Origin of the sequence: Microbacterium sp. gxy059 (assembly GCF_050958665.1) — a bacterium.
Classification (GTDB): Bacteria; Actinomycetota; Actinomycetes; order Actinomycetales; family Microbacteriaceae; genus Microbacterium.
Genome location: NZ_JAMXWT010000027.1, coordinates 12,991 through 36,435, shown reverse-complemented (window position 1 = coordinate 36,435; position 23,445 = coordinate 12,991). Strand labels below are relative to the sequence as shown.

The window sequence follows — 23,445 nt, the reverse complement described above, 5'->3', positions numbered from 1 at the left end:
TGCTCGCCGCGAGCTTCGCCGCCTGCGCCTGAGCGGGCGGTGCGACTCCCGGGCCGACGTCGCTCGCGAGTGGCGCAGATGTTCGCGAGCGGCGCAGATCTTGGCCGGGATATCTGCGCCGCTCGCGAGTTCCTGCGCCACTCGCGGGCCGGGCGGATCCGCCGAGAAGACAGACGGATCCGCCCGGCAGCTCGCGGAACCAGGCGGGGTCAGCGCGCCGCGCGCACCGCGAGGATCCGGCGCACGAGCGCCTCGGCGGTCTCGCGCTTGGCGCCCTCCGCCTCCTCGACCACCCGGTCGCGGGCGTCGACGACGACGAGATGGTTCTCGCCGCCCTCGAACCCGCGGTCCCACCCGACCTCGTTGGCCGCCAGGAGGTCGGCGCCCTTGCGGCGGCGCTTCGCGATCGCGCGCTCCACGAGCGTCTCCCCCGGACCCGGGGTCTCGGCGGCGAAGCCCACGACGAGCTGCCCCGGCTGTCGACGCGCCGCGAGCCCCGCGAGGATGTCGGGGGTCTGGGCGAGCTCGAGGCGCAGCGGCGCGTCGGCCCCGTCCTTCGTGATCTTCGCGTCGGAGACCTCCGCCGCGCGGTAGTCGGCGACGGCCGCCGCCATGACCACCACGTCCGCGGACGGCGCGTGCTCACCGGCGACGCGCTCCAGGTCGTCGGCCGTGCTCACCCGGACGATGCGGATCCGCGGATCCCGCTCGGCGGCGTCCAGCACCCCGTGCGCGACGTGTCCGGCGGCCAGCACCACCTCGGCTCCGCACCGGGCCGCGGCGAGCGCGACCTCGACGCCCTGCCTGCCGCTCGAGCGGTTGCCGAGGAAGCGCACGGGATCGAGCGGCTCGTGCGTGCCGCCCGCCGACACGAACCACGCCTGCCCCGCGGCCTCGCCGGATCCGTGCCGCAGCTCGCGGTCGACGACCTCGTGGATGCGCTCCGGCTCGGCCATCCGCCCCTGCCCCTCGTCGCCTCCCGTGAGGGCGCCCGAGACGGGGCCGATCATCCGCACGCCGCGCGAGGTGAGCACGTCGACGTTGGCCTGCGTGGCCGGATGCGCCCACATCTCGGTGTGCATCGCGGGGGCGATGAGCACCGGGGCACGCGTGGCGAGGAAGGTCGTGCCGAGCAGGTCGTCGGCGAGGCCCGCCGCCATCTTCGCCATCGTGTTCGCGGTGGCGGGGGCGACGACGACGAGATCGGCCCGCTGGCCGAGGGCCACGTGCCGCACCTGGGCGACGTCGTCGTGCACCGACGTCGTGACGGGGTTCCGGCTGATCGCCTCCCACGTGGGCGTGCCGACGAAGCGCAGGGCGTCGTCCGTCGGCACGACGTGCACGTCGTGGCCGTCCTTCACAAGCAGACGCACGAGGCTGACGGCCTTGTACGCGGCGATCCCACCGGTCACTCCGACGACGACGAACATGCCTCCATCCAACCAGCCGCACGGCGTCGGCGTCCCCGAAGCGCGTCAGCTGAACGCGGTCCACGTGGTGTCGAAGTCGATGAGCCAGTGGTTGCGCAGGGTGAGCGCGCGTTCGGTCGCGGCCAGCATCCCGGCGATCAGCAGCGTCGTGTTCAGCCAGAACGGGAGCTGGATGGGCGACGTGAAGGTCCCGATGCGCTCGGCGATCGGATCGATCTGGGTGATGATCTCGATCATCTGCGGAATGCCCGTGACGAGTCCGATCAGCAGGATGATGATCGCGAGGACGCCGATCCCTCTGCTCGCCGCGGGGAAGCGCCGGTCGAACCTCGCGCGCAGTCCCTCCGCCGTTCGGGAGTGGGGAGCGAGCACCTGCTCGCCTCCCCGCTCGCTGACGAAGTGCATCCGGGAGGCGCCGTACCCGCTCGCCGCGACCTCGATCACCCCGCCCGGCACGGGGAAGGTCGCCGGCAGCGTCGAGCGATACAGCTGGACGCCGTCGCGGTAGAGCACCGCCGGAGCCTTGCCGGGCTTGCGGGCGCTCGGGGCATCGTGCTCTCCCGTCCCGCCCGCCGCGGATCCGCGACCCGCCGCCGCGGGGACGCGCTCGGCGTCTCCCTGGGCGCTCCGCGCCGGACCTCCCGCCCCGTCTCCGAGCCAGCCGTCCAGCAGGGCGCGGAATCCCCGGCCGCCGCCGCCGGCTGCCCCTCCGCCGCCCGAGCCATCGCCGAGCAGGTCATCCAGCACGGCGCGCAGCGGCTTCCCCTCGTCGCCGTCGGCGGTCCCGTCCGATGAGTCGTCGCCGTCCTGCTCGCTGATCTCGTCCTGGAAGTACCGGGCGTCCACCGCGTAGGTGTGCGCGCCGTCGCGCTCGTCGAGGTCGATGAAGAACACCGAGCGCGAGAAGAGGTGGTACCACCGATACGGCGGGAGGGCAGCCCCATTGCCCGGCCTGACCTTGCCGAGCCGACGTTCGCGCCTCCACCGATTGAACATGATCCCCCTGATTCGTCTCGCTGGCCATCGGTCACACCGAACGTAGCAACGCGCCGCTCCCCCGGACATCCATCGAAAGTCGGATCTCGCGCGGGGAGAGCGACAGAGGCGTTCGGCGCTGCCGCGACGTCATAGGCTGTCCCCGATCCCCATGTGCACCGTCGTCTTCCGCGTCCCCGAGTCGGACGCCGACCCCCTGCTGCTTCTCGCCGTCCGCGACGAGGATCCCGCGCGCCCGTGGAACCCGCTCGGCGCGTCATGGCCCGCGCTCCCCGATCTCATCGGCGTGCAGGACCGCCGCGCGGGCGGCGCCTGGCTCGCGGCGATGCCCGGCGCCGGACGCCTCGCGGTGACGCTCAACCGAGCCGGGGATCCGCCCGTCGGGGAGGACGAGATCGTCTCGCGCGGCGGGCTCGCCCTCGACGCCGCCGCGGGGCGGGCGCCGCAGGACGTCGAGCGGATGCGCGGCTTCAATCTCCTCGTCGTCGACGGGCCGCGCGCCGAGGTCCGCGCGTGGGACGGTCGCGACCTCGCGGTCTCCCGCCCCGGGCCCGGCGTGCACATGCTCGCGCACGACGGGGTCGACGACCCGCGGACGGCCCGCATCCGCGCGTGGCTCGACGACTTCCGCGCGGCGGACGCGAGCGTCGAGGCGTGGCTCGACGTGCTGGCGCGCACCGCGCGGACGCCCCCGGGCGACGACGACGCCATCATCCGCGACAACCGGCCCCACGGCTGGGGCACGCTCTCGACGCTCGTCTGCACGGCGGTCGTGCGCCCGGGGTCGGCCGAGGTGCGCTACGCCGCGCTGCGGCGCCCCGGGTCCTGGGATCCTCTCGACTTCGGCTGACAGGATCGGGCCCATGATGGGCTTCTCGCACGCCGTGTCCGGCGCCGCGGTCTGGGTGGCGGTCACGACGACGATGCCGGGCGTCGGCATCGCCCCGCTGGATCCGCTCGGGGTGCTCACGGGAGCCGCCGTGTGCGCAGGGGCCGCGCTGCTGCCCGACATCGATCACCCCTCGTCGACCGTCGCGACCGCGCTCCCCGGGGGACGCGTCGTCGCGGGCGCCGTGAGCGGCGTGACGGGCGGCCACCGCGGCGGCATGCACTCGGTGCTCGCGGTGATCGGGGCGATCCTCGCCGCCGTCGCCCTGTCGTTCCTCGTGTGGACCCCTCCCGGCTGGGAGCAGCAGCTCGCGGTGGGGCCGGCGATCGCCGCGGCCGTGTGCATCGCGGTCGGCACGAAGTGCCTGCGGATCGCGCGCGGCTGGTTCGCCTCGTGGACGATCGGCGCGCTCTCGGCGGCCGCGCTCATGTGGTGGTTCCCCGACCAGTTCGGCTGGCTGCCCGCCTGCATCGGCCTCGGATTCGTCGTGCACCTCGTCGGCGACACGCTCACGACCGGCGGCGTGCCCTGGCTGTGGCCCGTCATGCCGCGCCGTCCCGTCGCGTTCCGCCGCACGCTGCTCATCACGCGCCTGTGGCCGAGCCGCGGGCGCTTCGCGCTGCCCGTGCTGGGGAACGCGGGGTCGTGGCGGGAGTGGATCCTCACCGTCGCGCTGGGGCTGTTCGCCGCGACGGGGATCGTCGCCGCCGCGGTGCGGCTCCTCGCGCCGCTGGTCGCCTGAGCCGGCGCCGGGGACACCGGCGCCCGCCCGGCTCGCGAGCGGCGCAGACTCTCGCGAGCGGCGCAGATATGTGCCCGAGAATCTGCGCCACTCGGGAACTTCTGCGCCACTCGCGAGCCCGGTTGCTCACCCGAGGCGAGCCGGGAGGGGCGGATCCGTCCTACGGTGGGACGAGGGAGGTGCCCCATGGACGACGCACGCACCGAGCGCTCCGGCGAGACCCGCGACGCGAGCGGACCGCCCCGCTGGTCGACGCCCGAGGAGCGCGCCGCGGTCGTCGAGCAGGCGATCCAGACGGCGATCCGCCGCGGCGACTTCGACGATCTCCCCGGCGCAGGGAAGCCGCTCCCCGACCTCGACAAGCCCCTGGACCCCGACTGGTGGATCCGACGCAAGATCGAGACCGAGAACCTCACGGGCCTCGCGCCGCCCGCGATCCAGCTGCGCACCGAGCACCGCGAGATGGAGCGGACGCTCGACGAGCTGCCGCGGGAGGAGGACGTGCGCGCCCACCTGGACGACTTCAACCGACGCGTGCGCCGCGCCCGCATGCAGCTGGAGGGCGGGCCTCCCGTGGTCACCCCGACGCGCGCCGTCGAGGCGGAGGTCGCCGCCTGGCGGGAGCGCCGCGCCGCGCGCCCGGAGGCCGAGCAGGCGAGCGCGCCGCGCCGACGCTGGTGGCGACGCGGCGCCTGACCCGCCCGCGGCCGACGAGTCCGTGCAACGCACGGCAACACGCCCCGTCTGCGCGCGCCGATGCGCAATAGTGGGGCACGGCCCGAAACCGAGGGGGATCCGCATGAACTGGCTCGCGCACGCGTGGCCGCAGGTGCTCGACCTGCTGGGCGATCACATCGTGATCGCCGTGCCCGCCGTGCTCCTGAGCATCGTGATCGCCGTGCCGATCGGCCTGTTCGCCCACCGCAGGCCCCGCGTCGGCGGCGCCCTGCTGGGCGTCACCACGCTGCTCTACGCGGTGCCGTCGCTCGCGCTCATGATCATCATCCCGGCCCTGTTCGGGGTGCCTCTGCGCTCGAACGCGACCGTGATCATCGCCCTGACGTTCTACGGCACCGCCCTCCTCGTGCGCACCGCGGCCGACGCCTTCCACGCCGTGGACGACGCGGTGCGCGAGGCGGCGCGCGGCATCGGCTACTCCCCCGCGTCGATCTTCTGGAAGGTCGACCTGCCCCGCGCCGTGCCGCTGCTCGTCGCGGGCATCCGGGTGGTCGCGGTCAGCACGGTCGGCCTCGTGACCATCGGCGCGCTCGTCGGCGTCGCGGGCCTCGGCACGCTGTTCACGGACGGGTTCCAGCGGGGCATCATCGCCGAGGTCGCCACCGGGCTCCTGCTCACGGTCGCCCTCGCCCTCGTGCTCGACGGGCTGTGCCTCGTCGCCGGCCGCCTGCTCGCGCCGTGGAGCGCTCCCCGCCGCACCTCCCGCGTCCGGGCGGAGGCGACAGCATGAACCTCCTCGCCGAGGCCGTCGCCTGGATCGCCGACCCGACGCGCTGGTCCGGGGCGGGATCCATCCCCGAGCGGCTCGGCGAGCACCTGCTGCTGACCGCGGCCGTCATCGGCATCTCGCTCGTGGTCGCGGTGCCGCTGGGCGTCTACGTCGGCCACACGGGCCGGGGGCGCGCCGGGCTCGTGGCGGTCGCGGGCGGGATCCGCGCGATCCCCACCCTGGGTCTCATCACCCTGCTGGGCCTGTGGCTCGGCATCGGGCTGCAGGCGCCGTTCCTCGCGCTCATCGTGCTCGCCGTGCCGTCGCTGCTCGCCGGCACCTACGCGGGAATCGACGCCGTCGACCGCGTCGTCGTCGAGGCCGCGCGCGGCATGGGCATGGGCGAGCTGCAGGTCGTGGGCGTCGAGCTGCGCCTCGCGGCTCCCGTGCTCGTCGGCGGCCTCCGCGCCGCGGTGCTGCAGGTCGTCGCGACCGCGACCCTCGCGGCCTACGTCGCCGACGTCGGCCTCGGCCGCTTCCTGTTCTCCGGGCTCAAGACCCAGCAGTACGACGCGATGCTCGGCAGCTCGCTGCTCGTGGCCGCCCTCGCGATCGTGCTCGAGCTCCTCCTCGCCACCGCGCAGCGGCGCGCCCGTCGCGCCGCCGCCCCCTGATCCCCCTCCGAAAGGATCCACCAATGACCCTCCGACGCATCTCCGGCCTCGCCGTGGCCGGCGTCGCCGTGCTCGCCCTCGCGGGCTGCGGCACGAGCGACACGGTCGACGGCGACACGGAGGAGACGACCTCCTCCGACGCGATCGTCATCGGCTCGCAGGACTACTACTCGAACGAGATCGTCGCCGAGCTCTACGCCCAGGCGCTCGAGGCCGAGGGCTTCGACGTCGACCGCCAGCTGCGCATCGGCCAGCGGGAGACGTACCTCCCCGAGATCGAGGCGGGCGAGATCGACCTCTTCCCCGAGTACACCGGGCCGCTGCTGCAGTACTGGAACGCCGACGCGACCGAGCGCGGGTCCGACGAGGTCTACAGCGCGCTGGAGGACGCCGCCCCCGACGGGCTGCGCGTGCTCGAGCAGGCCGCGGCGACCGACCAGGACGCCTACGTCGTCACGCGCGAGTTCGCCGACGAGTGGGACCTCGAGACCGTCGCCGATCTCGCGAACGTCACCGAGCCGCTCACGATGGGCGCCAACTCGGAGGCCGAGACCCGCCCGAACGGCCCGAACGGCCTCAAGGAGGTCTACGGCGTCGATGCGGGCTTCACCCCCATCGAGGACGGCGGCGGCCCCCTCACGGTCAAGGCGCTGGAGGACGGCGACATCCAGCTCGCCATCATCTACACGGCCGATCCCTCCCTCGACTCCGGCGACCTCGTGGTGCTCGAGGACACCGAGGACCTCTTCACGGCATCGCACCTCGTGCCGATCGCGAGCGAGCGGCTGGGCGACGACGCGGCCGCGGTGGTCGACGCGGTCAGCGCGGAGCTGGCTCCCGAGGACCTCATCGCCCTCAACGCGCGCAGCGTGCAGGACGAGCTGCCCGCCGCGACGATCGCCGGCGACTGGCTCGCGGAGAAGGGCCTCGCCGGCTGACGCCCCGGGCGCCCGCCCTGCCCGCTCACGAGCGGCGCAGATGCTCGCGAGCGGCGCAGATATCCGGTCGGATATCTGCGCCGCTCGCGCATTCCTGCGCCGCTCGCGGGAGAACGCGGGCCGCGAGGGCCCGGATCCCCGATCCGTCCTGGCCCTCGCGAGCTGTGGGATCCTGAGGGGACCCACACCGCAACGACGCCAGGAGACCCCATGCTCACGGTCAAGGCCTACGGCGCGACGTCCGCGACCGCGCCGCTCGCCCCTCTCACGATCGACCGCCGCGATGTCGGCCCCGCCGACGTGCTCATCGCCATCCGCTACGCCGGCATCTGCCACAGCGACATCCACACGGTGCGCGAGGAGTGGGGCCCGATCACGTTCCCGCAGGTCGTCGGCCACGAGATCGTCGGCGAGGTCGTCGAGGTCGGATCCGAGGTCCGGAAGCACGCGGTCGGCGACCGCGTGGGCGTCGGCTGCATGGTCGACTCGTGCCGCGAGTGCGAGCAGTGCCTCGCGGGGAACGAGCAGTACTGCCTCGAGGGCAACATCGGCACCTACGACGCGATCGGCCGCGACGGCGAGCCCACCCAGGGCGGCTACTCTACGCACATCGTCGTCGACCAGGACTTCGTGCTGAAGGTGCCGGACGCGATCCCCTACGCCGACGCCGCGCCCCTCCTGTGCGCCGGCATCACGACCTACTCGCCGCTCGCCCGCTGGGGCGCCGGCCCCGGCACGAAGGTCGCGGTCGTCGGCCTCGGCGGACTCGGGCACATGGCGGTCAAGATCGCCGTCGCGATGGGCGCCGAGGTGACGGTGCTCTCGCGCACCGACGCGAAGAAGGACGACGCCCTGGCGTTCGGCGCGGTGCGCCACGTCGCCACGGGCGAGGAGGGCGCGCTGAAGGGACTCCGCGGCGCCTTCGACCTCATCATCAACTCGGTCAGCGCTCCGCTCGACATGGACGCCTACCTCGCGACGCTGAAGCCCCAGGGCACGCTCGTGAACGTGGGAGCGCCGCCCGAGCCGCTGCCCGTGCAGGTCTTCTCCCTCATCCAGGGCGGCAAGTCGTTCGCGGGATCCAACATCGGATCCATCCGCGAGACCCAGGAGATGCTCGACTTCTGCGCCGAGCACGGCATCGCGCCCGAGACGGAGCTCATCGCGGCCGACGGCATCAACGACGCCTACGAGCGCGTGCTCGCGGGCGACGTGCGCTACCGGTTCGTCATCGACACCGAGACGCTGTAGCGCGACCGGCTCCGGGCCCCGGCGAGCATCGCTCGTCGGGGCCCGTCCGCGTTCCCCGCACCGGCCCGCGCTGACGGATGGGTCGCGCCCCTCCGCGTTCCGAGGCCGCAGTCTCCGGCGCCCCACGCCGTCACGCCCCGTTCCGTCGGAGATGCCGGCCGCCGTGCGGCGGGGAGGCGCGGAACGCGCCGTCGGATCCGAGATCTCCGACGCTGCTGACCGGATCAGCCGGCGGCGACGACCGCATCCGCCCGGGCGCGGGTGGCGCGGATGAGCACGGCGTTCGGCTCGTCGACCGAGGCGACCCACGCCTCGGCCTCATCCGGGGTGCGCCCGAACTCCACGTGCCGGGCGACGAGGCGCTCGCGGCGCAGCTCCTCCGGAGGGTCCACGAACCACACCTCGTCGAGCAGGGGACGCACGCGCGCCCACCCGCCGCCGTCGTGCAGGAGGTAGTTGCCCTCCGTGACGATCAGGCGGCTGGCGGCCGGCAGCGGCACGGCACCCGCGACGGCGGCCTCAAGCCCGCGGTCGAAGCGCGGCGCGACGACGTCCTCACCGCGCCGGATGCGCTCGAGCATCGCGACGTAGCCGCCGACGTCGAAGGTCTCGGGCGCGCCCTTGCGGTGCCGCAGGCCGATCCGGCCGAGGTGCTCGTCGGCGTAGTGGTAGCCGTCCATCGCGAGCACGGGCGCCCCGAGGCGGGCCGCGAACGTCGTCTTCCCCGCGCCGGGCGCGCCGACGAGACCGAGGAGGAAGGGCCGCCCCTCGCCGGAGAGGGAGCTCGCACGCCGCAGCGCGTCACCGGGGGTCATCTGGCGCATGGGCGCTCCTGGCGTCGGGGCGGCTTCGCCGCGCGGATGGTCGAGCGCCGCCGCGACGCGGGCGCCATTCAGCACCCTACCGGCGCCTCACCCCTCCGCGTCGAGCGGGATGTCGGCGGTGAGGGTGCGATACCCCTCGGCGGTCGCGGCGACCCGCTGCTGGTAGTCGGCCGTGTCGTTGTAGGAGCGGATCGCGCGGATCCACTGCTCCGGCTCGGCGAGGGTGCCGTCGGTCTGGCACAGGTACCGCGCGGCCGTGAAGGCGGCGTCGTCGATGCTGTGCGGCGACGGCTCGCCCTCCCCGGACGCCGAGACGCCCCAGATGCGCCACGTCTCGGGGATGAACTGCATCGGCCCGACCGCGCGATCCCATTCGGTGTCGCCGTCGAGCGCGCCCCCGTCGGAGTCGGGGATCCGCATCGTCTCGTTCTCGCCGTCGAGGGGGATGCCGCGGATCCCGGGGCGGGCGACTCCGTCGTCCTCGATGGATCCCCCCTGCAGCGTGCCGTGGTGGCTCTCGACCCAGCCGATGCCGGCGAGGGTGTTCCAGCCGACGTCGCACCCGAGCTCCTCGCGCGCGTAGGCGTCCGCGGCGACGTACGCCGCGAGGGCGCGCGGCGGGATCCCCGTGAGAGCGGCCGCCTGGTCGGCCCAGTCGCCCTCCGCCGGCTGCGGGTCGGGCGCGGGGGCGGCGACGGTGGGCGGGGGATCCGCGGGCGCGGCCTCGGCGGGCTCGGACCCGTCGGCCACGGTCAGCAGCGCGAGCACGCCGAGGAAGCCGATGGCGCCGACGCCGCCCAGCAGCGCGACGCCGCCGAGCGCGATGCCGACGGTGCGTCCGATTCCCACCCGATCGATCCTGCCCCACCTCGCGGGGCGAACGCCGGGAACGGGAGGGATCCGCTCAGAACTCCTCGTGCGTGTTCGGATCGCCGTCCCACAGGCGCCCGCGCTCGAGCTCGCTGATCGCGTCGACCTCGTCGCCCGCGAGCTCGAACCCGAACACGTCGGCGTTCTCGCGCTGGCGCACGGGGTCGGCGGACTTCGGGATGGGCGTGGATCCGATCTGCACGTGCCAGCGCAGGACGACCTGCGAGGGGGTGACGCCATGCCCCTCGGCGATGTCGTCGATGACGGGCTCGCCGAGCAGCTCGCTGCGGCGCGCGAGGGGGCTCCAGCTCTCGGTGCGGATGCCGTGCTCGGCATGGAAGGCGCGCAGCGCCGCCTGCGGGAAGTACGGATGCAGCTCGACCTGGTTGACCGCGGGGGTCACGCCCGTCTCCTCGATGAGGCGGGCGAGCATCTGCTCGGTGAAGTTCGAGACGCCGACCGAGCGCACGACCCCCTCGTCGCGCAGGGCGAGCATGCCGCGGAACGTGTCGACGTACTTGTCGACCCGCGGGTTCGGCCAGTGGATGAGGAGCAGGTCGATGCGCCCGAGCCCGAGGGTCTCGTCGGAGGCGCGCCCCGAGGCGATCGCCTCGTCGTAGCCGTGGTGCCGCCCTGGCACCTTCGTCGTGACGATGATCTCGTCTCGGTCGATGCCCGACTGCCGCACGGCCTCGCCGACCTCGCGCTCGTTGCCGTAGTTCACGGCCGTGTCGAGAAGGCGGTAGCCGCCGTCGATGCCGGCGCGGATCGAGGCGATGCCCTCGTCGCCGGTGAGCTTGTACGTGCCGAGGCCGAGCTCGGCGAAGGGGCGCGAGTCGTTCAGCGCGATCTGCGGGATCCGGATGGTCACCGTCGACGTCCTCTCTCGTGGGGCTGTTCCCCGAACCCTATCGACACCGGGCTCCGCCCCGCGAGGGCGGATCCCTTCCCGGGGCGCCCGTCTCGTGTCGCGTGTCGCGTGTCTCGCGCCGCGTGCCTCGTGCCGTCTCGCTCGCGAGTGGCGCAGGAATTCGCGAACGGCGCAGGAATCAGGCCGAATATCTGCGCCGCTCGCGAGGATCTGCGCCGCTCGCGAGCCGGGCGGGCGGGAATCCAGGCCAGCCGGGAGGGCAGAAGGCCGGGCGAACCGGCAGGCGGGACGGGGGCCTCACCCCTCGTCGAGCATCGCGAGCAGCCGGGTGGTGGTGCGCCAGTTGCGGATCGTCATCGACCGGTACGACGGCAGCTGCGTGATGCGCGAGATGCGGCTCTTCGACGCGAGGGCGGCGAGGCGCGAGGCGTAGATGACCCCGTCGCCGACGGCGATCTCGTCGACGCCCTCGCGCGGCTCGGGGAACTCCGCGTGGACCTCGGCGGCCGAGACGGGGTGCTTGAGGAAGATCACGTCGCTGCGGCGCTCGGGGTCGCCGTGCGAGGCGGGCGCGGCGTCGACGATCGCCGCCAGCTCGTCGCGCGAGCGGGTCACGACGACGAGGGGCAGGCCGAGCCGCTCCTCGAGCACGCCCTCCACGCGCGTCTCGAGGGCGGATCCGCCGGGGCCGTCATGGGAGAACACGACGTTCCCGCTCTGGATGTAGGTGCGCGCGTCGGCGTATCCCGCGTCGTGGAACGCCGCGGCGAGGTCGGGCATGCGGATGAGGTTCTTCCCGCCCACGTTGATGCCGCGGAGCAGGGCGACGGATCCGGTCATCCTCCGAGCGTACGGATCGCGCCCGGCGCCCGATAGAGTGTGCGGCGTACGTGACACGGGGTGCCCCGCCGGGGCTGAGAACACACCCGTCGAACCTGATCTAGCTCGAACTAGCGAAGGGATGTCGCTCGATGCGCACGCCTGAAGAATCCGTCCGCCCCGCGCCCCGCGTGCTCAGCATCGCCGGGTCCGACCCGTCGGGCGGCGCCGGGATCCATGCCGACCTGAAGAGCATCGCCGCGAACGGCGGCTACGGGATGGCCGCGATCACCGCGCTCACGGCCCAGAGCACGCGCGGCGTGCGCGCCGTGCACGTGCCTCCCGTCGACGTGCTCGTCGCCCAGCTCGACGCGCTGAGCGACGACATCGAGATCGACGCCGTGAAGATCGGCATGCTCGCGAACGCGGAGGTGACCCGCGCCGTCGACGCGTGGCTCGCCCGCGCCGGTGCGCCCGTCGTGGTCGTGGATCCCGTGATGGTCGCGACGAGCGGCGACCGGCTGCTCGACGACGACGCCGTGTCGGCGCTGCGCGACCTGCTGCGCCGCGCGGACGTGGTGACGCCGAACATCCCCGAGCTCGCCGTGCTCGTGTCCGAGCCCGAGGCCGACACGTGGGACGCCGTGCTCGCGCAGGCGGGCCGCGCGGCGCGGGAGTTCGGCGTCGACGTCGTGGCGAAGGGCGGGCACCTCGCGGGCGCCGACGCCCCCGACGCGCTCGTGACCGCCGCGGGCGAGGTGCGCGAGTTCCCCGGCGCGCGCATCGCGACGACGAACACGCACGGCACGGGGTGCTCCTTCTCCTCGGCGATCGCGACGCGGATCGCGGGCGGCGCCGACCGGGCGGGCGCCGTCGGCGAGGCGAAGCGCTGGCTGGCCGAGAGCATCCGCCACGGCGCCGCGCTGCGGGTGGGCGGCGGCAGCGGCCCCGTCAGCCACTTCGCGGGGCTGTGGGCCCGCGGCGGCCTCGAGACGGCTCCGACGCCCGAGGAGGCGGCCGCCGACTGGTGGGCCGCGTCGTCGGAGGCGCGGGAGGCGATCGACGCGCTGCCGTTCGTGCGCGGCCTCGGCGACGGATCCCTCGACCGCGACGCCTTCGTCTGGTACCTCGCGCAGGACGCCCTCTAACAGCGCGACTACTCGCGGGCGCTCGCGCAGGCGAGCCGCCTCGCCCCCACGCAGGAGGAGCAGGCGTTCTGGGCGCAGGGCGCGCACAGCTCGGTCGCCACGGAGATCCTGCTGCACGAGAGCTGGATCCCGAGCGACGCGCCCGCGGCGCCGAGCCGCACGACCGAGGCCTATCTCGCGCACCTCGAGGCGGCGGGCGCGCGCGGCGACTACGCGCAGCTCGTGGCGGCGGTGCTGCCCTGCTACTGGATCTACCAGGTCGTCGGCGAGCGTCTGCACGCGCTCTCCCACGACGAGCATCCGTACCGGTCGTGGCTCGACACCTACGCCGACGACGCGTTCGCGGAGGCGACCAGGCGCGCGATCGACATCGCCTCGCGCACGGCGGCCGCGGCCGACGCGGCGACCCGCGAGCGGATGCGACGGGCGTTCGTCGCCTCCTCATGGCACGAGCACGCCTTCTTCGCCGCGCCCCTGCGCGACCGGTGAGCGGAGCGGGGCGGGATCCCCGCGGCGGGCCCGCCCCTCTCGGCGTCAGAAGACGGCGCTGAGCACGAGGTAGCCGACCGCGCCGATGCCCGCGGAGACGGGCAGCGTGATGATCCACGCGAGGGCGATCGGCTTCATGAGCCCCCAGTTGGCGGCCCGGTTGACGAGCCCCACGCCGAGCACGGCGCCGATGAGGATGTGCGTGCTCGAGACGGGAAGGCCCAGCACGGAGGCGAGCATCACGACGCTGGCCGCCGCGAGCTCGGCGGCGAAGCCGGATGCGGGGTGGATCTCGGTGATGCGCTTGCCGACGGTCGTCACGACGCGACGCCCGATGAACCACAGTCCGGCGAGCAGCGCGATGCCGAAGGAGACGAGCACGGGCATCGGGACGACGGCCGCCGAGCTGACCGCGCTGGTGCGCAGCACGTCGAGGACCGCGGCGAAGGGCCCGACGGCGTTGGCGATGTCGTTCGCGCCGTGGCTGAAGGCGAAGGCGCAGGCGGTGAACACCTGCATCCAGGCGAAGAGCGTGAAGCTCGCCTTGGTGAACGAGCGCTTCTTGAGGGTCTTCGTGAGGGCGAAGGAGACCGCCCACACGATCGCGCCGAGCATGGCGAGCGCGAGCACGATGAGCACCACGCTGAACTCGAGGTGCAGGTTGCTGAGGCCCTTCACGAGCAGCATGCCGGCGAGGATGATCGATGCGCCGGCCGCGATGAACGGCACGTAGCGGCGCAGCGCGCGGTGGCCCGACTTGCCCTCGTCGTCGTGCGAGAGCACGAAGCGCTTGATGAACCAGAACAGCAGGAAGGCGCAGATCCCGCCGAGGGTCGGCGAGATGATCCACGACACCGCGATCTTGCCGATCTCGCCCCACTGCACCATGTCGGCGGCGCCGATGCCGGTCGCGATGCCCATGGCGACCGCGCCGCCGACGATGCCGCCGACGATCGAGTGGGTCGTGGAGACCGGCCACCCCATGCGCGTGGCGATGAAGAGCCAGGCGGCGGCGCCGAGGAGCGCCGACATCATGACGAACACGAAGTGTTCGGGGCTCTGCGAGACGACCGTCAGGTCGACGATGCCGCTGCGTACCGTCTCGGTGACCTCGCCGCCCGCGAGGATCGCGCCCGACACCTCGAAAACCGCGGCGACGAGGAGCGCCTGCTTCATCGTGAGCGTTCCGGATCCGACGCTCGTACCGAACGAGTTCGCCACGTCGTTGCCGCCGATGTTGAACGCCATGAACATGCCGAATGCGATCGCGGTGATCAGCAGGATCCGGTTGGTCTCGGGCGACACCCATCCGAGCGACCAGAACGCGAACCCGACGAGCGCGACGGCGAGGAGCAGGCCGAACGCGAGATGCCAGGTGCGATCCGACCCGGGTCCCTTGCTGCTCGCGGCCTTCAGGGGGTCGTTCTTCGCGTCGTTCGCCACCGCGTGCTGCTCCTGGGGGTCTGGCTGACGGCGCCGATCGACGCCCGGACGAGGACAGTCCCCGCGAGCGAACACGAGGTTGAGAGAAGGTTAACAACAGGTAGCCGAGCGCTGGGAGTACCCTGCCTGAACGTCGCCCGGCAGCCGCGGGATCCTGCGGGAGGACGCGCATCCGACGACGCGGGTCCCGCCTGCCCCCGCGCCCCGGATCCGTTCACCTGCGCGTCACCGGGGCGCCCCGTCAGCGCGGGAGGCCGTCGCGCGCGGGGTCGTCGAGGATCCGGGCGAAGGCCGCCTCGGCGGCGCCGATCAGCAGACGATCCTCGCCGAGAGCCGCGACGCGGATCTCCAGATCCTCCATGCTCGCCGCCATCGCGTCGGCGGCGACGGCCGCACGCAGGCCGGCGGGATCGCTCTGCAGGATCGTCGCGAGGAACCCGCCGAGGATGACGATGGAGGGGTTGAGCACGTTCACCGCGTTCGCGAGCGCGGTGGCGAGGATGCGGCGCTGGCGTCCGAGCTCGGCGGAGACGCCGTCGGGGTCGCGCGCGATGGCCGCGGCGAGCGCGGGCTCGTCGGCCGAGGGCAGTCCGACGGCGCGGAGGAGCCGGTCGCGGTCGACCTCGTCCTCCAGACGGCCGCCGCGGCGATCGTCGTCGGAGGCGATGCCCGGCCGGTTCTGCCCGAACTCGCCCGCGTAGCCGCCCGCGCCGCGCGCCGTGCACCCGCCGACGACGATGCCGCCGCCGATGCCGCTCGCGCCGCCGTTGAGGTAGACGATCGCGTCGTGGCCTCTGCCCGCGCCGTAGAGGTGCTCGGCCATCGCGCCGAGCGTCGCGTCGTTGTCGACCGCCGCCTCGAGCCCGGTCGCCTCGTGCGCGAGGCGCGCGAGGGGCGCGTCCCGCCACCTGAGATGCGGCGCCTCGCGCACGATGCCGTCCCGGGCGCGCACGAGTCCCGGCACCGCGAGGCCCACCCCGACGACGCGGTGCTCCCGCAGCTCGCTCGCCGCCCACGCGTCGATCCTCTCCGCGACGATCCGCGCCGTCTCCTCGGGGGCGAGCAGGTGATCGACCTCGATGCGCTCGCGCACCGCGATCCGGCGATCGAGCGCGACGGCGGCGAGGGTGAGGGCGTCGACCTCGGGGTGGACGGCGATCGCGACGACGCGCGGATCCACGGCGACGATCGGCGACGGCCTGCCCACGCGGCTGGTCGATCCGGCCCCGTGGTCGGTCACGAGCCCGAGCGATCGCAGCTCGCCGACGAGGTAGGCGATCGTCGAGCGGTTGAGCCCCGTCGCCTCGGTGAGGGCGGAGCGCGGCATCGGGCCCTCGCGGTGCACGAGCCGCAGGACGCGCGAGAGGTTGCGCTGCTTCACGCCGATGCTGTCCGCCACGCCCCCACTCTAGTATGTGGTCTGAAACAACTTATTGAGCGCGAAGGAGCGATCATGTCCCTGACACCCACCCCCGCCGACCGGTTCGCGTTCGGCCTCTGGACGATCGGCTACAGCGGGGCCGACCCGTTCGGCGGCCCCACCCGGCCGCCCCTCGACGTCGTGCACGGCGTCGAGAGGCTCGCAGAGCTCGGCGCCTCCGGCCTCACCTTCCACGACGACGACCTCTTCGCCTTCGGATCGACCGACGCCGAGAGGCAGAAACAGATCGACCGCCTGACGCAGGCCATGGCCGACACCGGCATCGTCGTGCCGATGGTGACCACCAACCTCTTCTCCGCCCCCGTCTTCAAGGACGGCGGATTCACCTCCAACGACCGGCAGGTGCGCCGCTTCGCGCTGCGCAAGGTGCTGCGCAACATCGACCTCGCAGCCGAGCTCGGCGCGAAGACCTTCGTGATGTGGGGCGGCCGCGAGGGCGCCGAGTACGACACCGCGAAGGACGTCCGCGCCGCGCTCGAGCGCTACCGCGAGGCGGTGAACCTGCTCGGCGACTACGTCACGGACAGGGGGTATGACATCCGCTTCGCGATCGAACCCAAGCCCAACGAGCCGCGCGGAGACATCCTGCTGCCCACGCTCGGCCACGCCCTCGCGTTCATCGAGACGCTCGAGCGCCCCGAGCTCGTCGGCGTCAACCCCGAGGTCGGCCACGAGCAGATGGCCGGGCTCAATTTCACCGCGGGCATCGCGCAGGCGCTGTACCAGGGCAAGCTGTTCCACATCGACCTCAACGGCCAGCGCGGCATCAAGTACGACCAGGACCTCGTGTTCGGCCACGGCGACCTGCACAACGCCTTCTCGCTCGTCGACCTGCTCGAGAACGGCGGCCCCGCGGGCGGTCCCGCGTACGACGGGCCCCGGCACTTCGACTACAAGCCCTCCCGCACGGAGGACGAGTCGGGCGTGTGGGCTTCGGTCGAGGCGAACATGCGCACCTACCTGCTGCTGAAGGAGCGCGCCGCCGCGTTCCGCGCCGACCCCGAGGTGCAGGAGGCCCTCGCCGCCGCCCGCGTCGCCGAGCTGCGGACGCCGACCCTCGGCGAGGGCGAGGGGTGGGACGACCTGCTCGCCGACCGCTCCGCCTTCGAAGGCTTCGACGCCGACGCCTCCTTCGGCGGACGCGGATACGGCTTCGTGCGGCTGCAGCAGCTCGCCACGGAGCACCTCCTCGGGGCTCGCTGACGCGACCGGACGGTTCGCCGCGCTCGGTGGGTAGGCTCGTCCGCACGATCTGCGCGCCCGCGCCCCGCCGCACGATCCGGGCCTCCGCCCGGGAAGGAGTCCGCCGATGACCCTCGCCGACCTGCGCGCGCAGATGCTGTCCGGCGCCGTCTGGATCGGAGGCGGCGTCACCATCAACCCGGGGGTCGTCATCGGCGACGGCGCGGTCATCGGATCCGGGAGCGTCATCACCCGCGACGTCCCGGCGCGCACGCTCGCCGCGGGCGTCCCCGCGCGGGTGATCCGCGGGATCACCGAGGCCGACCGCACCGGCTTCCTCGACGCGCGCTGACGGCGCGGCCGCCGCTCAGACGGGCACAGGCTCCGCCTCGGTCGTCGGCCGTTCGCGATCCGACGGGGCCGGTGCGCGCCGCGCTCCCGGCCACCAGTTGACGCGGCCCAGCAGGGTCATCGTCGCCGGCAGCAGCAGGAGACGCACCACCGTCACGTCGAGGACCACGGCGAGCAGCAGCCCGATTCCCGCCTCCTTCATCGACAGGAGCCCGCTGAGCGAGAACCCGGCGAACACGATCCCGATCGCGACCGCCGCCGTCACCACGGCCGGCGCCGACCGGACGAGTCCCTCCGAGACGGCGCGGCGGTTCGCGAGAGCGGGACCCTCCCCCGGGCGCCTGGCCCGCCACTCCTCGTGGATGCGGCTGACGAGGAACACCTCGTAGTCCATCGCGAGCCCGAACGAGAGCATCCCGATCATGAGCGGCGTGGTGACGTCGAGGCCGCCCCACGACTCGAATCCGAGCAGCCGCTCGCCCCACCCCCACCCGAAGATCGCCGTGAGGGATCCGAGCGTCGCCGCGATGACGGCTCCGTTCAGCAGCAGCGCCTTCAGCGGCACGACGAGCGACCGCGTGAGCGCGAACAGCAGGCCGAAGGTCGCGACCGCGATCGTCCCCACGGCGAGGGGCAGACGCGAGGCGAGGTGGTCGATCGTATCGACCGTCTCCGCCGCCGGCCCGCCGACCAGGACCTCGAGATCGACGTCGAGGGAGCGGATCTCGCGCACCAGATCCTGCGCTCGCGCGCCCGTCGCGTCCCCCTCCGCCTCGAAGACGAACGCGGTGACATCCGGCGGGAGATCCTCCGGGTGGACGCTCGTGTCGACGACGCCCTCCAGCGCCGCGATCCTCCGCATGTGGTCGCGCACCCGCTCGTCCGACTCCCCTCCCTCCGCCAGCACCGTGATGCCGTCGAAGGAGACGCCGCTGAAGTCGCTCGCGACGATCTCCTGCGCGCGACGCTCGGGGCTGTCGGCGGGCAGCGCCCGCACATCCGAGCCCCCGAGCGCGAGCCCCGACAGCGGCAGGGCGAGGATCGCGAGCACCGCGGCCGAGGCGAGGGCGACCGCCGCCGGCCGGCGCTGGGCGAGTCCGACGCTGCTCCTGATGAGCGAGCGGCGCCCCCTTCCCCTCCCCGACCAGGGGCGGGCCCACGTCGGCGCGCCGCGGGCGGGGATCCCGTCGCCGAGCATCGCGACGAGCGCGGGCGCGAGCGTGACCCCGGCCAGAGCCGCCACCCCGACGGCCGCGAGGCCTCCCGCCGCCATCCCGGTGAGCAGGGGATCGCCGAGCAGCATCATCCCGACCAGCGACACGCACATCACGAGCCCGGAGAACGCGATCGCCCTGCCCGCCCCGGCGAGGGTCCGCGACATGACCGAGGCCGTCTCCTCATGCGGCGTGCGAGCGCGTTCGTCGAGGAAGCGATAGATCACGAGCAGCGTGCAGTCGACCGCGAGACCGAGGCCGAGGATCGTGACGATGTTGACCGCGAAGTCGTTGACGGGCACCGCCTCCGCGAGCGCGCGGAGCACGAGCAGCGAGACCGCGACGACGACCAGCGCGACCGCCACGGGGAGGGCTCCGGCGCGGAATCCGCCGAGCACGATCGTGAGCAGGACGAGGAGGAGGCCGATCGCGATCCCCTCGCCGAGCGCGGCGTCGCGGACCGCGCGGTCGGCGAACGCCTGCTCGCCGAGCAGCTCGCCGCCGACGAGCACCTCCGGCGCCGGGATGCCCGCGAGCGCGTCGGAGACCGTCTCCGCGACCGCGAGCGCCTCGTGGTCGTCGAGCGCAGGGTCGAGCTCGACGACCACGAGGGAGCTCCGACCGTCATCGCTGACGACGCCGCCCGCGGTGTAGGCGTCGAAGACGTCGACGACGCCCGGTTGCCCGCGGAGATCGTGCATCGTCGCGGTCGCCGCCTCCCGAACGCCCGGATCGAAGAAGTCGACCCCGGTGATCACGCCGACGACCGTCTCCCCCGTGGGCGCGAGCGCTTCGAGTCGCTCGTCTGCGAGAAGCGCCTCGCTGCCGGGAGGGGCGTCGGGCACGGGGGCCGTCCGATCGAACACCCCTCCGCCCACGACGGCGCCGGCGACCGCCAGCAGCGCCCAGGCCACGACGATCGCTCTGCGGAACCTGACGAGCGCCGGCCCCGCTGCGGCGAGCATCCTTCTCATGCGGTGTCCCTTCCTCTGCGCGGCACGCGGGGGGGGCCGATGATCGGCCCGCCCCGCGCCCCGGATCAGCCGCAGCTCAGCGCGGCGTACTCCTCGGTGATCTCGGATGTCGTGTCGCCGTCGTCGACCGCGACCGTCACCTCTCCGTCCTCCACGCTCTTCGCCTTGGCGGTGAAGGTGTGGAACCCGGAGTCACCCGGCGCCACATCCGCGAACTCGCGCTCCCCGAACGGCGTGGAGACCGTCAGGTCGACGGGCTCGTCGCCGCCGTTCGTCGCGCGCACCGCGAGGAACGCCTTGCCGGCCATGCAGCGCGGGACCGCCTCGACGGCCACGTCGTGCTCCGGCTCCTCGTCCTCGATCTCCTTGATCTGGACGTCGCGGAAGAAGACGGTCTCTCCCGGCCCGTGGTTCTGGATCCCGATGAACCCGCTCGACAGATCCCGTTCGGGGTGGGGGCTGTCGAAATCGTTCACGAGCTCGCCGTTGAGCAGCACCTTGATGTTCTGCCCGCTCACCACGATCTCGTAGTGGTTCCACTGTCCGACGGGGTTGAGCACCTGGTCGACGACCTCGCGATCGGCGCCCTGGAAGGTGTAGATGGCTCCCGTGGTGCGGTCGGGCTCGTCTGACTCGTCGATCTGGATCTCGTAGCCCTCGTTCACCGCGATCCACGGGTCGTCGCCCGGGTCCGGGAAACCGACGAAGACCCCGCTGTTGAAGTCGTCGATCTGCTTCCAGTCGAGCTGGAGGCTGTACTGCTCGAACTCCTGCTCGGCGAACCAGAGCAGCCCCATGCCGCCGATGGTGCGGATGGTGCAGTCCTCCATCCGGCCGAACGATCCGGCTCCGGCCAGCTGCCAGTGCTCGAAGCTCTCGAGGGTCCCGTCGAACAGGCTCGCGTAGCCCTCGTCGGGCTCGGCGGCGACGCAGCGGTCGACCACATCGCCGAGCGAGAGCGCGTCGATGTTCACGTGGCCGTCGTCGCCGTCCTCGTATCGGAGCGCGATGGTGTTGACGCCCTCCTTCAGCGCGACCTCGCGAGACGAGAACTCCCACGTCTTCCAGTCGTCGTGTGGAGCGAAGACCCACGGTTCGTCCTGCGGCTCGCCGTTGACGACGAGGGTCATCTTCTTGTCCTGATCGGGTTCGGGATTCGGACCGTTCGCGTAGCGGACGTTGACCGCGTGCTCGCCGGCCTCCTCGGCCGTGACGGCGAACGAGACGCCGGATCCCACGCTGTCGATGCCGTCGACGAATCCGAGGCCCGAGTGCCCCCAGTGCTCGTCGTCGGTCTGCGCGCCGCCCAGCAGCGATGCCTGCTCGGCCTCGTACCAGCCCGAGCTCGAGGGAGGATCGACCCCCGGCACCGAGTTGGCCGTGTACCAGGCCTCCGTGCTGAGCAGGGGCGTGCCGCTCGCCGACTCGAACGGCTGCGGCGAGCGCAGGTAGACGACGCTCCCCGGACGGATGCCGTCGACGTCGAGCGTCACGGTCGTCCCGTCCTCCGAGACCCGCGCGTCGGAGACGGTCAGCGCCTCCTCGCCGATCTTGGGGCCGCCGTAGGCGGCCGTCGGCGTGTAGTGCCACTGGCGCACGGTGTAGGCCTCGGCGATGCCCTCCGCCGTCTCCTCGGAGATCGGCTCGGTGTACTCGACCTCGAGACCGCCCTCGGCGATCCGGACGGCGACCATGTCGAAGGCCTTCTCGGCGGTCGGCACGAGCTTCTGCAGGCCGAAGCGGAGCTTTCCGCTCTCGCCCCAGTTGCCGCCCTCGCCGGTCCCTCCCACGTAGAAGGATCCGTCCGGCCCCATGACGACCCGGTTCACGCCGGCCTCGAAGCCGGCGCTGTGGCGGAAGACGGCGCCCTGGTACTCTCCCTCGACCTTCTCGAGGAAGATGCGCTGGAGGCCTCCGTAGGTGACGTCGCCGTGCAGGAACTGCCCCGCGAACTGCCCCTCCTCGAGGAAGTAGGGGGTGCTCGGCGAGTTGCCGATCTCGTTCTGGGGGAGCCAGACCGCCGGCGGCGTGACCGGCTGGTCGTCGAACGGTCCCGAGGGGTTCGTGTAGTGGTTGAAGAACCGGCCCTCCTCCACGTGCACGAGCTTGGAGGCCGGCAGCCATCCGCCCTGGTTGTCCATCGTGAAGATGTCGTCGTCCGGACCGAAGGCGATGCCGTTCGGGGTGCGGTGTCCGCCCGCGAGATAGCTGACCTCGCCGGTCTCGCGATCGACGGCGATGGTCGTGCCGCGGTTCTCCGCCGGCTGCGGGTTCGTGGAGGCGCCGCCGTTGTCGATGGCGACGGAGAGGTTCAGGTAGAAGCTCTCGTCGTCGTGGATGAGGCCGAAGGCGAACTCGTGGAAGTTCCCGCCGTCCGGCCACTCAGCCACGGTCGTGTGCTCGTCGTAGAAGCCGTCGCCGTCCGGGTCGGTCAGGGCGGTCAGCTGGTACCGCTCCGAGACGTAGATGGTGTCGTCGATCACGTCGAGGCCCATCGGGTTCTGCAGGCCGGTCGCGACCTTCTCGACGGTCACGTCGTCCGGTCCGGTCGCCTCGGCGGCGCCGACGACGCGGAAGACCTCGCCGGGGTCGGGGTCCTCGACCCATCCCCCGGCGCTCACGGATCCCGTGGTGCTCACGAGCAGCTCGTCGTCCGCGTCGAACGCGAGCGCGGAGACCTTCGGCTCGAACCCCTCTGGCCTCAGGTCCACGAGCTCGTAGTTGGGGTTGACGGAGTCGAGGCGGAGTCCGTCGCCCGCCGTGTCCGTCGCGCCCTCGCAGTATTTGAGCCCCGGCGCCGTGACCCGCACGACTCCGGCCTCTGTGCTGAGGACGCTCTCGTCGACGACCTCGAAGTCGTCGGCGCCCGGAGCCTTCCATTCGAGGAGGAGGCGCTGGTCGTACCCTCCGTCGAAGTGCTCGACGAGGAGGTCGTGCTCGCCCGCGGAGAGCGTCACGGCGTTCTCGACGGGCGTGATGTCGTGGAGTCCGTCGTTGTCGATCACGAGCTCCCCGTCGAGGGAGAGCCGCGAGCCGTCGTCGCTCGTGAGCCGGAAGGCGTATTCGCCGTCCTCCGGGACCGTGAGGGTCGCGATCGCGTGCGTGATGAAGTCGTCGGTCGCGCCGAAGTCCTCGTCGGTCGTGAGATCGATCGACGACATGAGCCTGTCGGCGTTGGGGGTCTGGCCCGATTTCAGGGTGCAGAGCATCTCGAGACCCGGAGGGACCTGATAGGTCCGCAGCGTGTATCCGGGCTCGTGGCCGTCGGGGACGGCGGCGGTCGCGAGCGACGGCGTCGCCGCGAAGGCCGTTCCGAGGAGCGCCGCGGCCGTGACCGCCGCCGCTCCTCCCCGTCCGAGCGCCGCGCGCCGTCTCCGGCGTCCTGCGATGGGTATGGGCATCGTTGCTCCTTACGTTCTGGGATGCGCCCGGAGCGTCGCGTCGCGGATCGC

General features: G+C 72.8%; 21 protein-coding genes and 1 riboswitch. Of the genes, 11 read left to right on the top strand and 10 right to left on the bottom strand.

The window, feature by feature from the left end; all coding sequences use genetic code 11:
• Positions 1-209: 209 nt before the first annotated feature.
• Both coaBC and NHL53_RS13240 read right to left on the bottom strand, forming a co-directional pair.
• Positions 210-1,430 (bottom strand): bifunctional phosphopantothenoylcysteine decarboxylase/phosphopantothenate--cysteine ligase CoaBC, encoded by a 1,221-nt coding sequence (gene coaBC / locus NHL53_RS13245; protein WP_433777347.1) that lies wholly within the window; start codon positions 1,428-1,430, stop codon positions 210-212.
• A gap of 45 nt (positions 1,431-1,475) precedes the next feature.
• Entirely contained in the window at positions 1,476-2,426 is a 951-nt protein-coding gene (locus NHL53_RS13240; RefSeq protein ID WP_433777346.1) for a hypothetical protein, read from the bottom strand.
• A 151-nt stretch (positions 2,427-2,577) separates the two neighbouring features.
• Between NHL53_RS13240 and NHL53_RS13235 the strand changes: the two genes are divergently transcribed.
• The 7 genes from NHL53_RS13235 (at position 2,578) to NHL53_RS13205 (ending at position 8,367) form a co-directional block, all read left to right on the top strand.
• Entirely contained in the window at positions 2,578-3,276 is a 699-nt protein-coding gene (locus tag NHL53_RS13235; protein ID WP_433777345.1) for an NRDE family protein, read from the top strand.
• A 13-nt stretch (positions 3,277-3,289) separates the two neighbouring features.
• Complete coding sequence (locus NHL53_RS13230; protein ID WP_433777344.1) at positions 3,290-4,057, top strand: metal-dependent hydrolase; 768 nt, start codon at positions 3,290-3,292, stop codon at positions 4,055-4,057.
• Between the two features lie 186 nt (positions 4,058-4,243).
• Positions 4,244-4,753 (top strand): DUF1992 domain-containing protein, encoded by a 510-nt coding sequence (locus NHL53_RS13225; RefSeq protein WP_433777343.1) that lies wholly within the window; start codon positions 4,244-4,246, stop codon positions 4,751-4,753.
• A gap of 103 nt (positions 4,754-4,856) precedes the next feature.
• Entirely contained in the window at positions 4,857-5,525 is a 669-nt protein-coding gene (locus NHL53_RS13220) for an ABC transporter permease (protein ID WP_433777342.1), read from the top strand.
• Positions 5,522-6,178, top strand: coding sequence for an ABC transporter permease (locus NHL53_RS13215; RefSeq protein WP_433777341.1), 657 nt, complete (start codon positions 5,522-5,524; stop codon positions 6,176-6,178). The genes NHL53_RS13220 and NHL53_RS13215 overlap by 4 nt, the downstream gene beginning before the upstream one ends.
• Before the next feature lie 23 nt (positions 6,179-6,201).
• Positions 6,202-7,116 (top strand): glycine betaine ABC transporter substrate-binding protein, encoded by a 915-nt coding sequence (locus NHL53_RS13210; protein ID WP_433777340.1) that lies wholly within the window; start codon positions 6,202-6,204, stop codon positions 7,114-7,116.
• A gap of 210 nt (positions 7,117-7,326) precedes the next feature.
• On the top strand, positions 7,327-8,367 hold the full coding sequence (locus NHL53_RS13205) for an NAD(P)-dependent alcohol dehydrogenase (protein ID WP_433777339.1): 1,041 nt from the start codon (positions 7,327-7,329) through the stop codon (positions 8,365-8,367).
• A gap of 224 nt (positions 8,368-8,591) precedes the next feature.
• On the opposite strand, the gene NHL53_RS13200 is transcribed toward NHL53_RS13205, so the two are convergent.
• From NHL53_RS13200 to NHL53_RS13185, 4 genes are all read right to left on the bottom strand, one after another.
• Positions 8,592-9,191 carry a nucleoside/nucleotide kinase family protein gene (locus NHL53_RS13200; protein ID WP_433777338.1) on the bottom strand — a complete coding sequence of 200 codons (600 nt, stop codon included), beginning with the start codon at positions 9,189-9,191 and terminating at the stop codon, positions 8,592-8,594.
• A gap of 87 nt (positions 9,192-9,278) precedes the next feature.
• Complete coding sequence (locus NHL53_RS13195; RefSeq protein ID WP_433777337.1) at positions 9,279-10,040, bottom strand: lytic transglycosylase domain-containing protein; 762 nt, start codon at positions 10,038-10,040, stop codon at positions 9,279-9,281.
• 55 nt (positions 10,041-10,095) lie between these two features.
• Complete coding sequence (locus NHL53_RS13190) at positions 10,096-10,932, bottom strand: aldo/keto reductase (RefSeq protein WP_433777336.1); 837 nt, start codon at positions 10,930-10,932, stop codon at positions 10,096-10,098.
• A 297-nt stretch (positions 10,933-11,229) separates the two neighbouring features.
• Positions 11,230-11,772 (bottom strand): DUF1697 domain-containing protein, encoded by a 543-nt coding sequence (locus NHL53_RS13185; RefSeq protein ID WP_433777335.1) that lies wholly within the window; start codon positions 11,770-11,772, stop codon positions 11,230-11,232.
• Positions 11,773-11,818: 46 nt separating this feature from the next.
• A riboswitch (TPP riboswitch) is annotated at positions 11,819-11,911 on the top strand.
• On the opposite strand from NHL53_RS13185, the gene thiD reads away from it, so the two are divergent.
• Together thiD and NHL53_RS13175 are read left to right on the top strand one after the other, a co-directional pair.
• Positions 11,904-12,899, top strand: coding sequence for a bifunctional hydroxymethylpyrimidine kinase/phosphomethylpyrimidine kinase (gene thiD, locus NHL53_RS13180; protein ID WP_433777334.1), 996 nt, complete (start codon positions 11,904-11,906; stop codon positions 12,897-12,899). It overlaps the preceding riboswitch by 8 nt.
• Positions 12,900-13,004: 105 nt before the next feature.
• Positions 13,005-13,388, top strand: coding sequence for a hypothetical protein (locus tag NHL53_RS13175; RefSeq protein ID WP_433777351.1), 384 nt, complete (start codon positions 13,005-13,007; stop codon positions 13,386-13,388).
• Positions 13,389-13,433: 45 nt separating this feature from the next.
• On the opposite strand, the gene NHL53_RS13170 is transcribed toward NHL53_RS13175, so the two are convergent.
• Together NHL53_RS13170 and NHL53_RS13165 are read right to left on the bottom strand one after the other, a co-directional pair.
• Complete coding sequence (locus NHL53_RS13170; protein ID WP_433777333.1) at positions 13,434-14,831, bottom strand: inorganic phosphate transporter; 1,398 nt, start codon at positions 14,829-14,831, stop codon at positions 13,434-13,436.
• A 241-nt stretch (positions 14,832-15,072) separates the two neighbouring features.
• Positions 15,073-16,230, bottom strand: a complete 1,158-nt coding sequence (locus NHL53_RS13165; RefSeq protein WP_433777332.1) for an ROK family protein — start codon at positions 16,228-16,230, stop codon at positions 15,073-15,075.
• A 54-nt stretch (positions 16,231-16,284) separates the two neighbouring features.
• Between NHL53_RS13165 and xylA the strand changes: the two genes are divergently transcribed.
• A complete protein-coding gene (gene xylA, locus NHL53_RS13160) occupies positions 16,285-17,475 on the top strand; it encodes a xylose isomerase (RefSeq protein ID WP_433777331.1) in 1,191 nt (396 codons plus the stop codon).
• 106 nt (positions 17,476-17,581) lie between these two features.
• On the top strand, positions 17,582-17,806 hold the full coding sequence (locus NHL53_RS13155; RefSeq protein ID WP_433777330.1) for a hypothetical protein: 225 nt from the start codon (positions 17,582-17,584) through the stop codon (positions 17,804-17,806).
• Between the two features lie 15 nt (positions 17,807-17,821).
• Here the strand turns inward: NHL53_RS13155 and NHL53_RS13150 are convergent, their stop codons facing one another.
• Positions 17,822-19,993, bottom strand: coding sequence for an MMPL family transporter (locus tag NHL53_RS13150; RefSeq protein ID WP_433777329.1), 2,172 nt, complete (start codon positions 19,991-19,993; stop codon positions 17,822-17,824).
• 65 nt (positions 19,994-20,058) lie between these two features.
• Positions 20,059-23,394: a family 16 glycoside hydrolase gene (locus tag NHL53_RS13145; protein WP_433777328.1), complete on the bottom strand. Its 3,336-nt coding sequence runs from the start codon at positions 23,392-23,394 to the stop codon at positions 20,059-20,061.
• Between the last annotated feature and the right edge of the window lie 51 nt (positions 23,395-23,445).

Coding starts and splice junctions, on each gene's coding strand:
- coaBC (WP_433777347.1), bottom strand. CDS start 1,430: ATGTTCGTCGTCGTCGGAGTGACCGGTGGGATCGCCGCGTACAAGGCC.
- NHL53_RS13240 (WP_433777346.1), bottom strand. CDS start 2,426: ATGTTCAATCGGTGGAGGCGCGAACGTCGGCTCGGCAAGGTCAGGCCG.
- NHL53_RS13235 (WP_433777345.1), top strand. CDS start 2,578: ATGTGCACCGTCGTCTTCCGCGTCCCCGAGTCGGACGCCGACCCCCTG.
- NHL53_RS13230 (WP_433777344.1), top strand. CDS start 3,290: ATGATGGGCTTCTCGCACGCCGTGTCCGGCGCCGCGGTCTGGGTGGCG.
- NHL53_RS13225 (WP_433777343.1), top strand. CDS start 4,244: ATGGACGACGCACGCACCGAGCGCTCCGGCGAGACCCGCGACGCGAGC.
- NHL53_RS13220 (WP_433777342.1), top strand. CDS start 4,857: ATGAACTGGCTCGCGCACGCGTGGCCGCAGGTGCTCGACCTGCTGGGC.
- NHL53_RS13215 (WP_433777341.1), top strand. CDS start 5,522: ATGAACCTCCTCGCCGAGGCCGTCGCCTGGATCGCCGACCCGACGCGC.
- NHL53_RS13210 (WP_433777340.1), top strand. CDS start 6,202: ATGACCCTCCGACGCATCTCCGGCCTCGCCGTGGCCGGCGTCGCCGTG.
- NHL53_RS13205 (WP_433777339.1), top strand. CDS start 7,327: ATGCTCACGGTCAAGGCCTACGGCGCGACGTCCGCGACCGCGCCGCTC.
- NHL53_RS13200 (WP_433777338.1), bottom strand. CDS start 9,191: ATGCGCCAGATGACCCCCGGTGACGCGCTGCGGCGTGCGAGCTCCCTC.
- NHL53_RS13185 (WP_433777335.1), bottom strand. CDS start 11,772: ATGACCGGATCCGTCGCCCTGCTCCGCGGCATCAACGTGGGCGGGAAG.
- thiD (WP_433777334.1), top strand. CDS start 11,904: ATGCGCACGCCTGAAGAATCCGTCCGCCCCGCGCCCCGCGTGCTCAGC.
- xylA (WP_433777331.1), top strand. CDS start 16,285: ATGTCCCTGACACCCACCCCCGCCGACCGGTTCGCGTTCGGCCTCTGG.
- NHL53_RS13155 (WP_433777330.1), top strand. CDS start 17,582: ATGACCCTCGCCGACCTGCGCGCGCAGATGCTGTCCGGCGCCGTCTGG.
- NHL53_RS13150 (WP_433777329.1), bottom strand. CDS start 19,993: ATGAGAAGGATGCTCGCCGCAGCGGGGCCGGCGCTCGTCAGGTTCCGC.
- NHL53_RS13145 (WP_433777328.1), bottom strand. CDS start 23,394: ATGCCCATACCCATCGCAGGACGCCGGAGACGGCGCGCGGCGCTCGGA.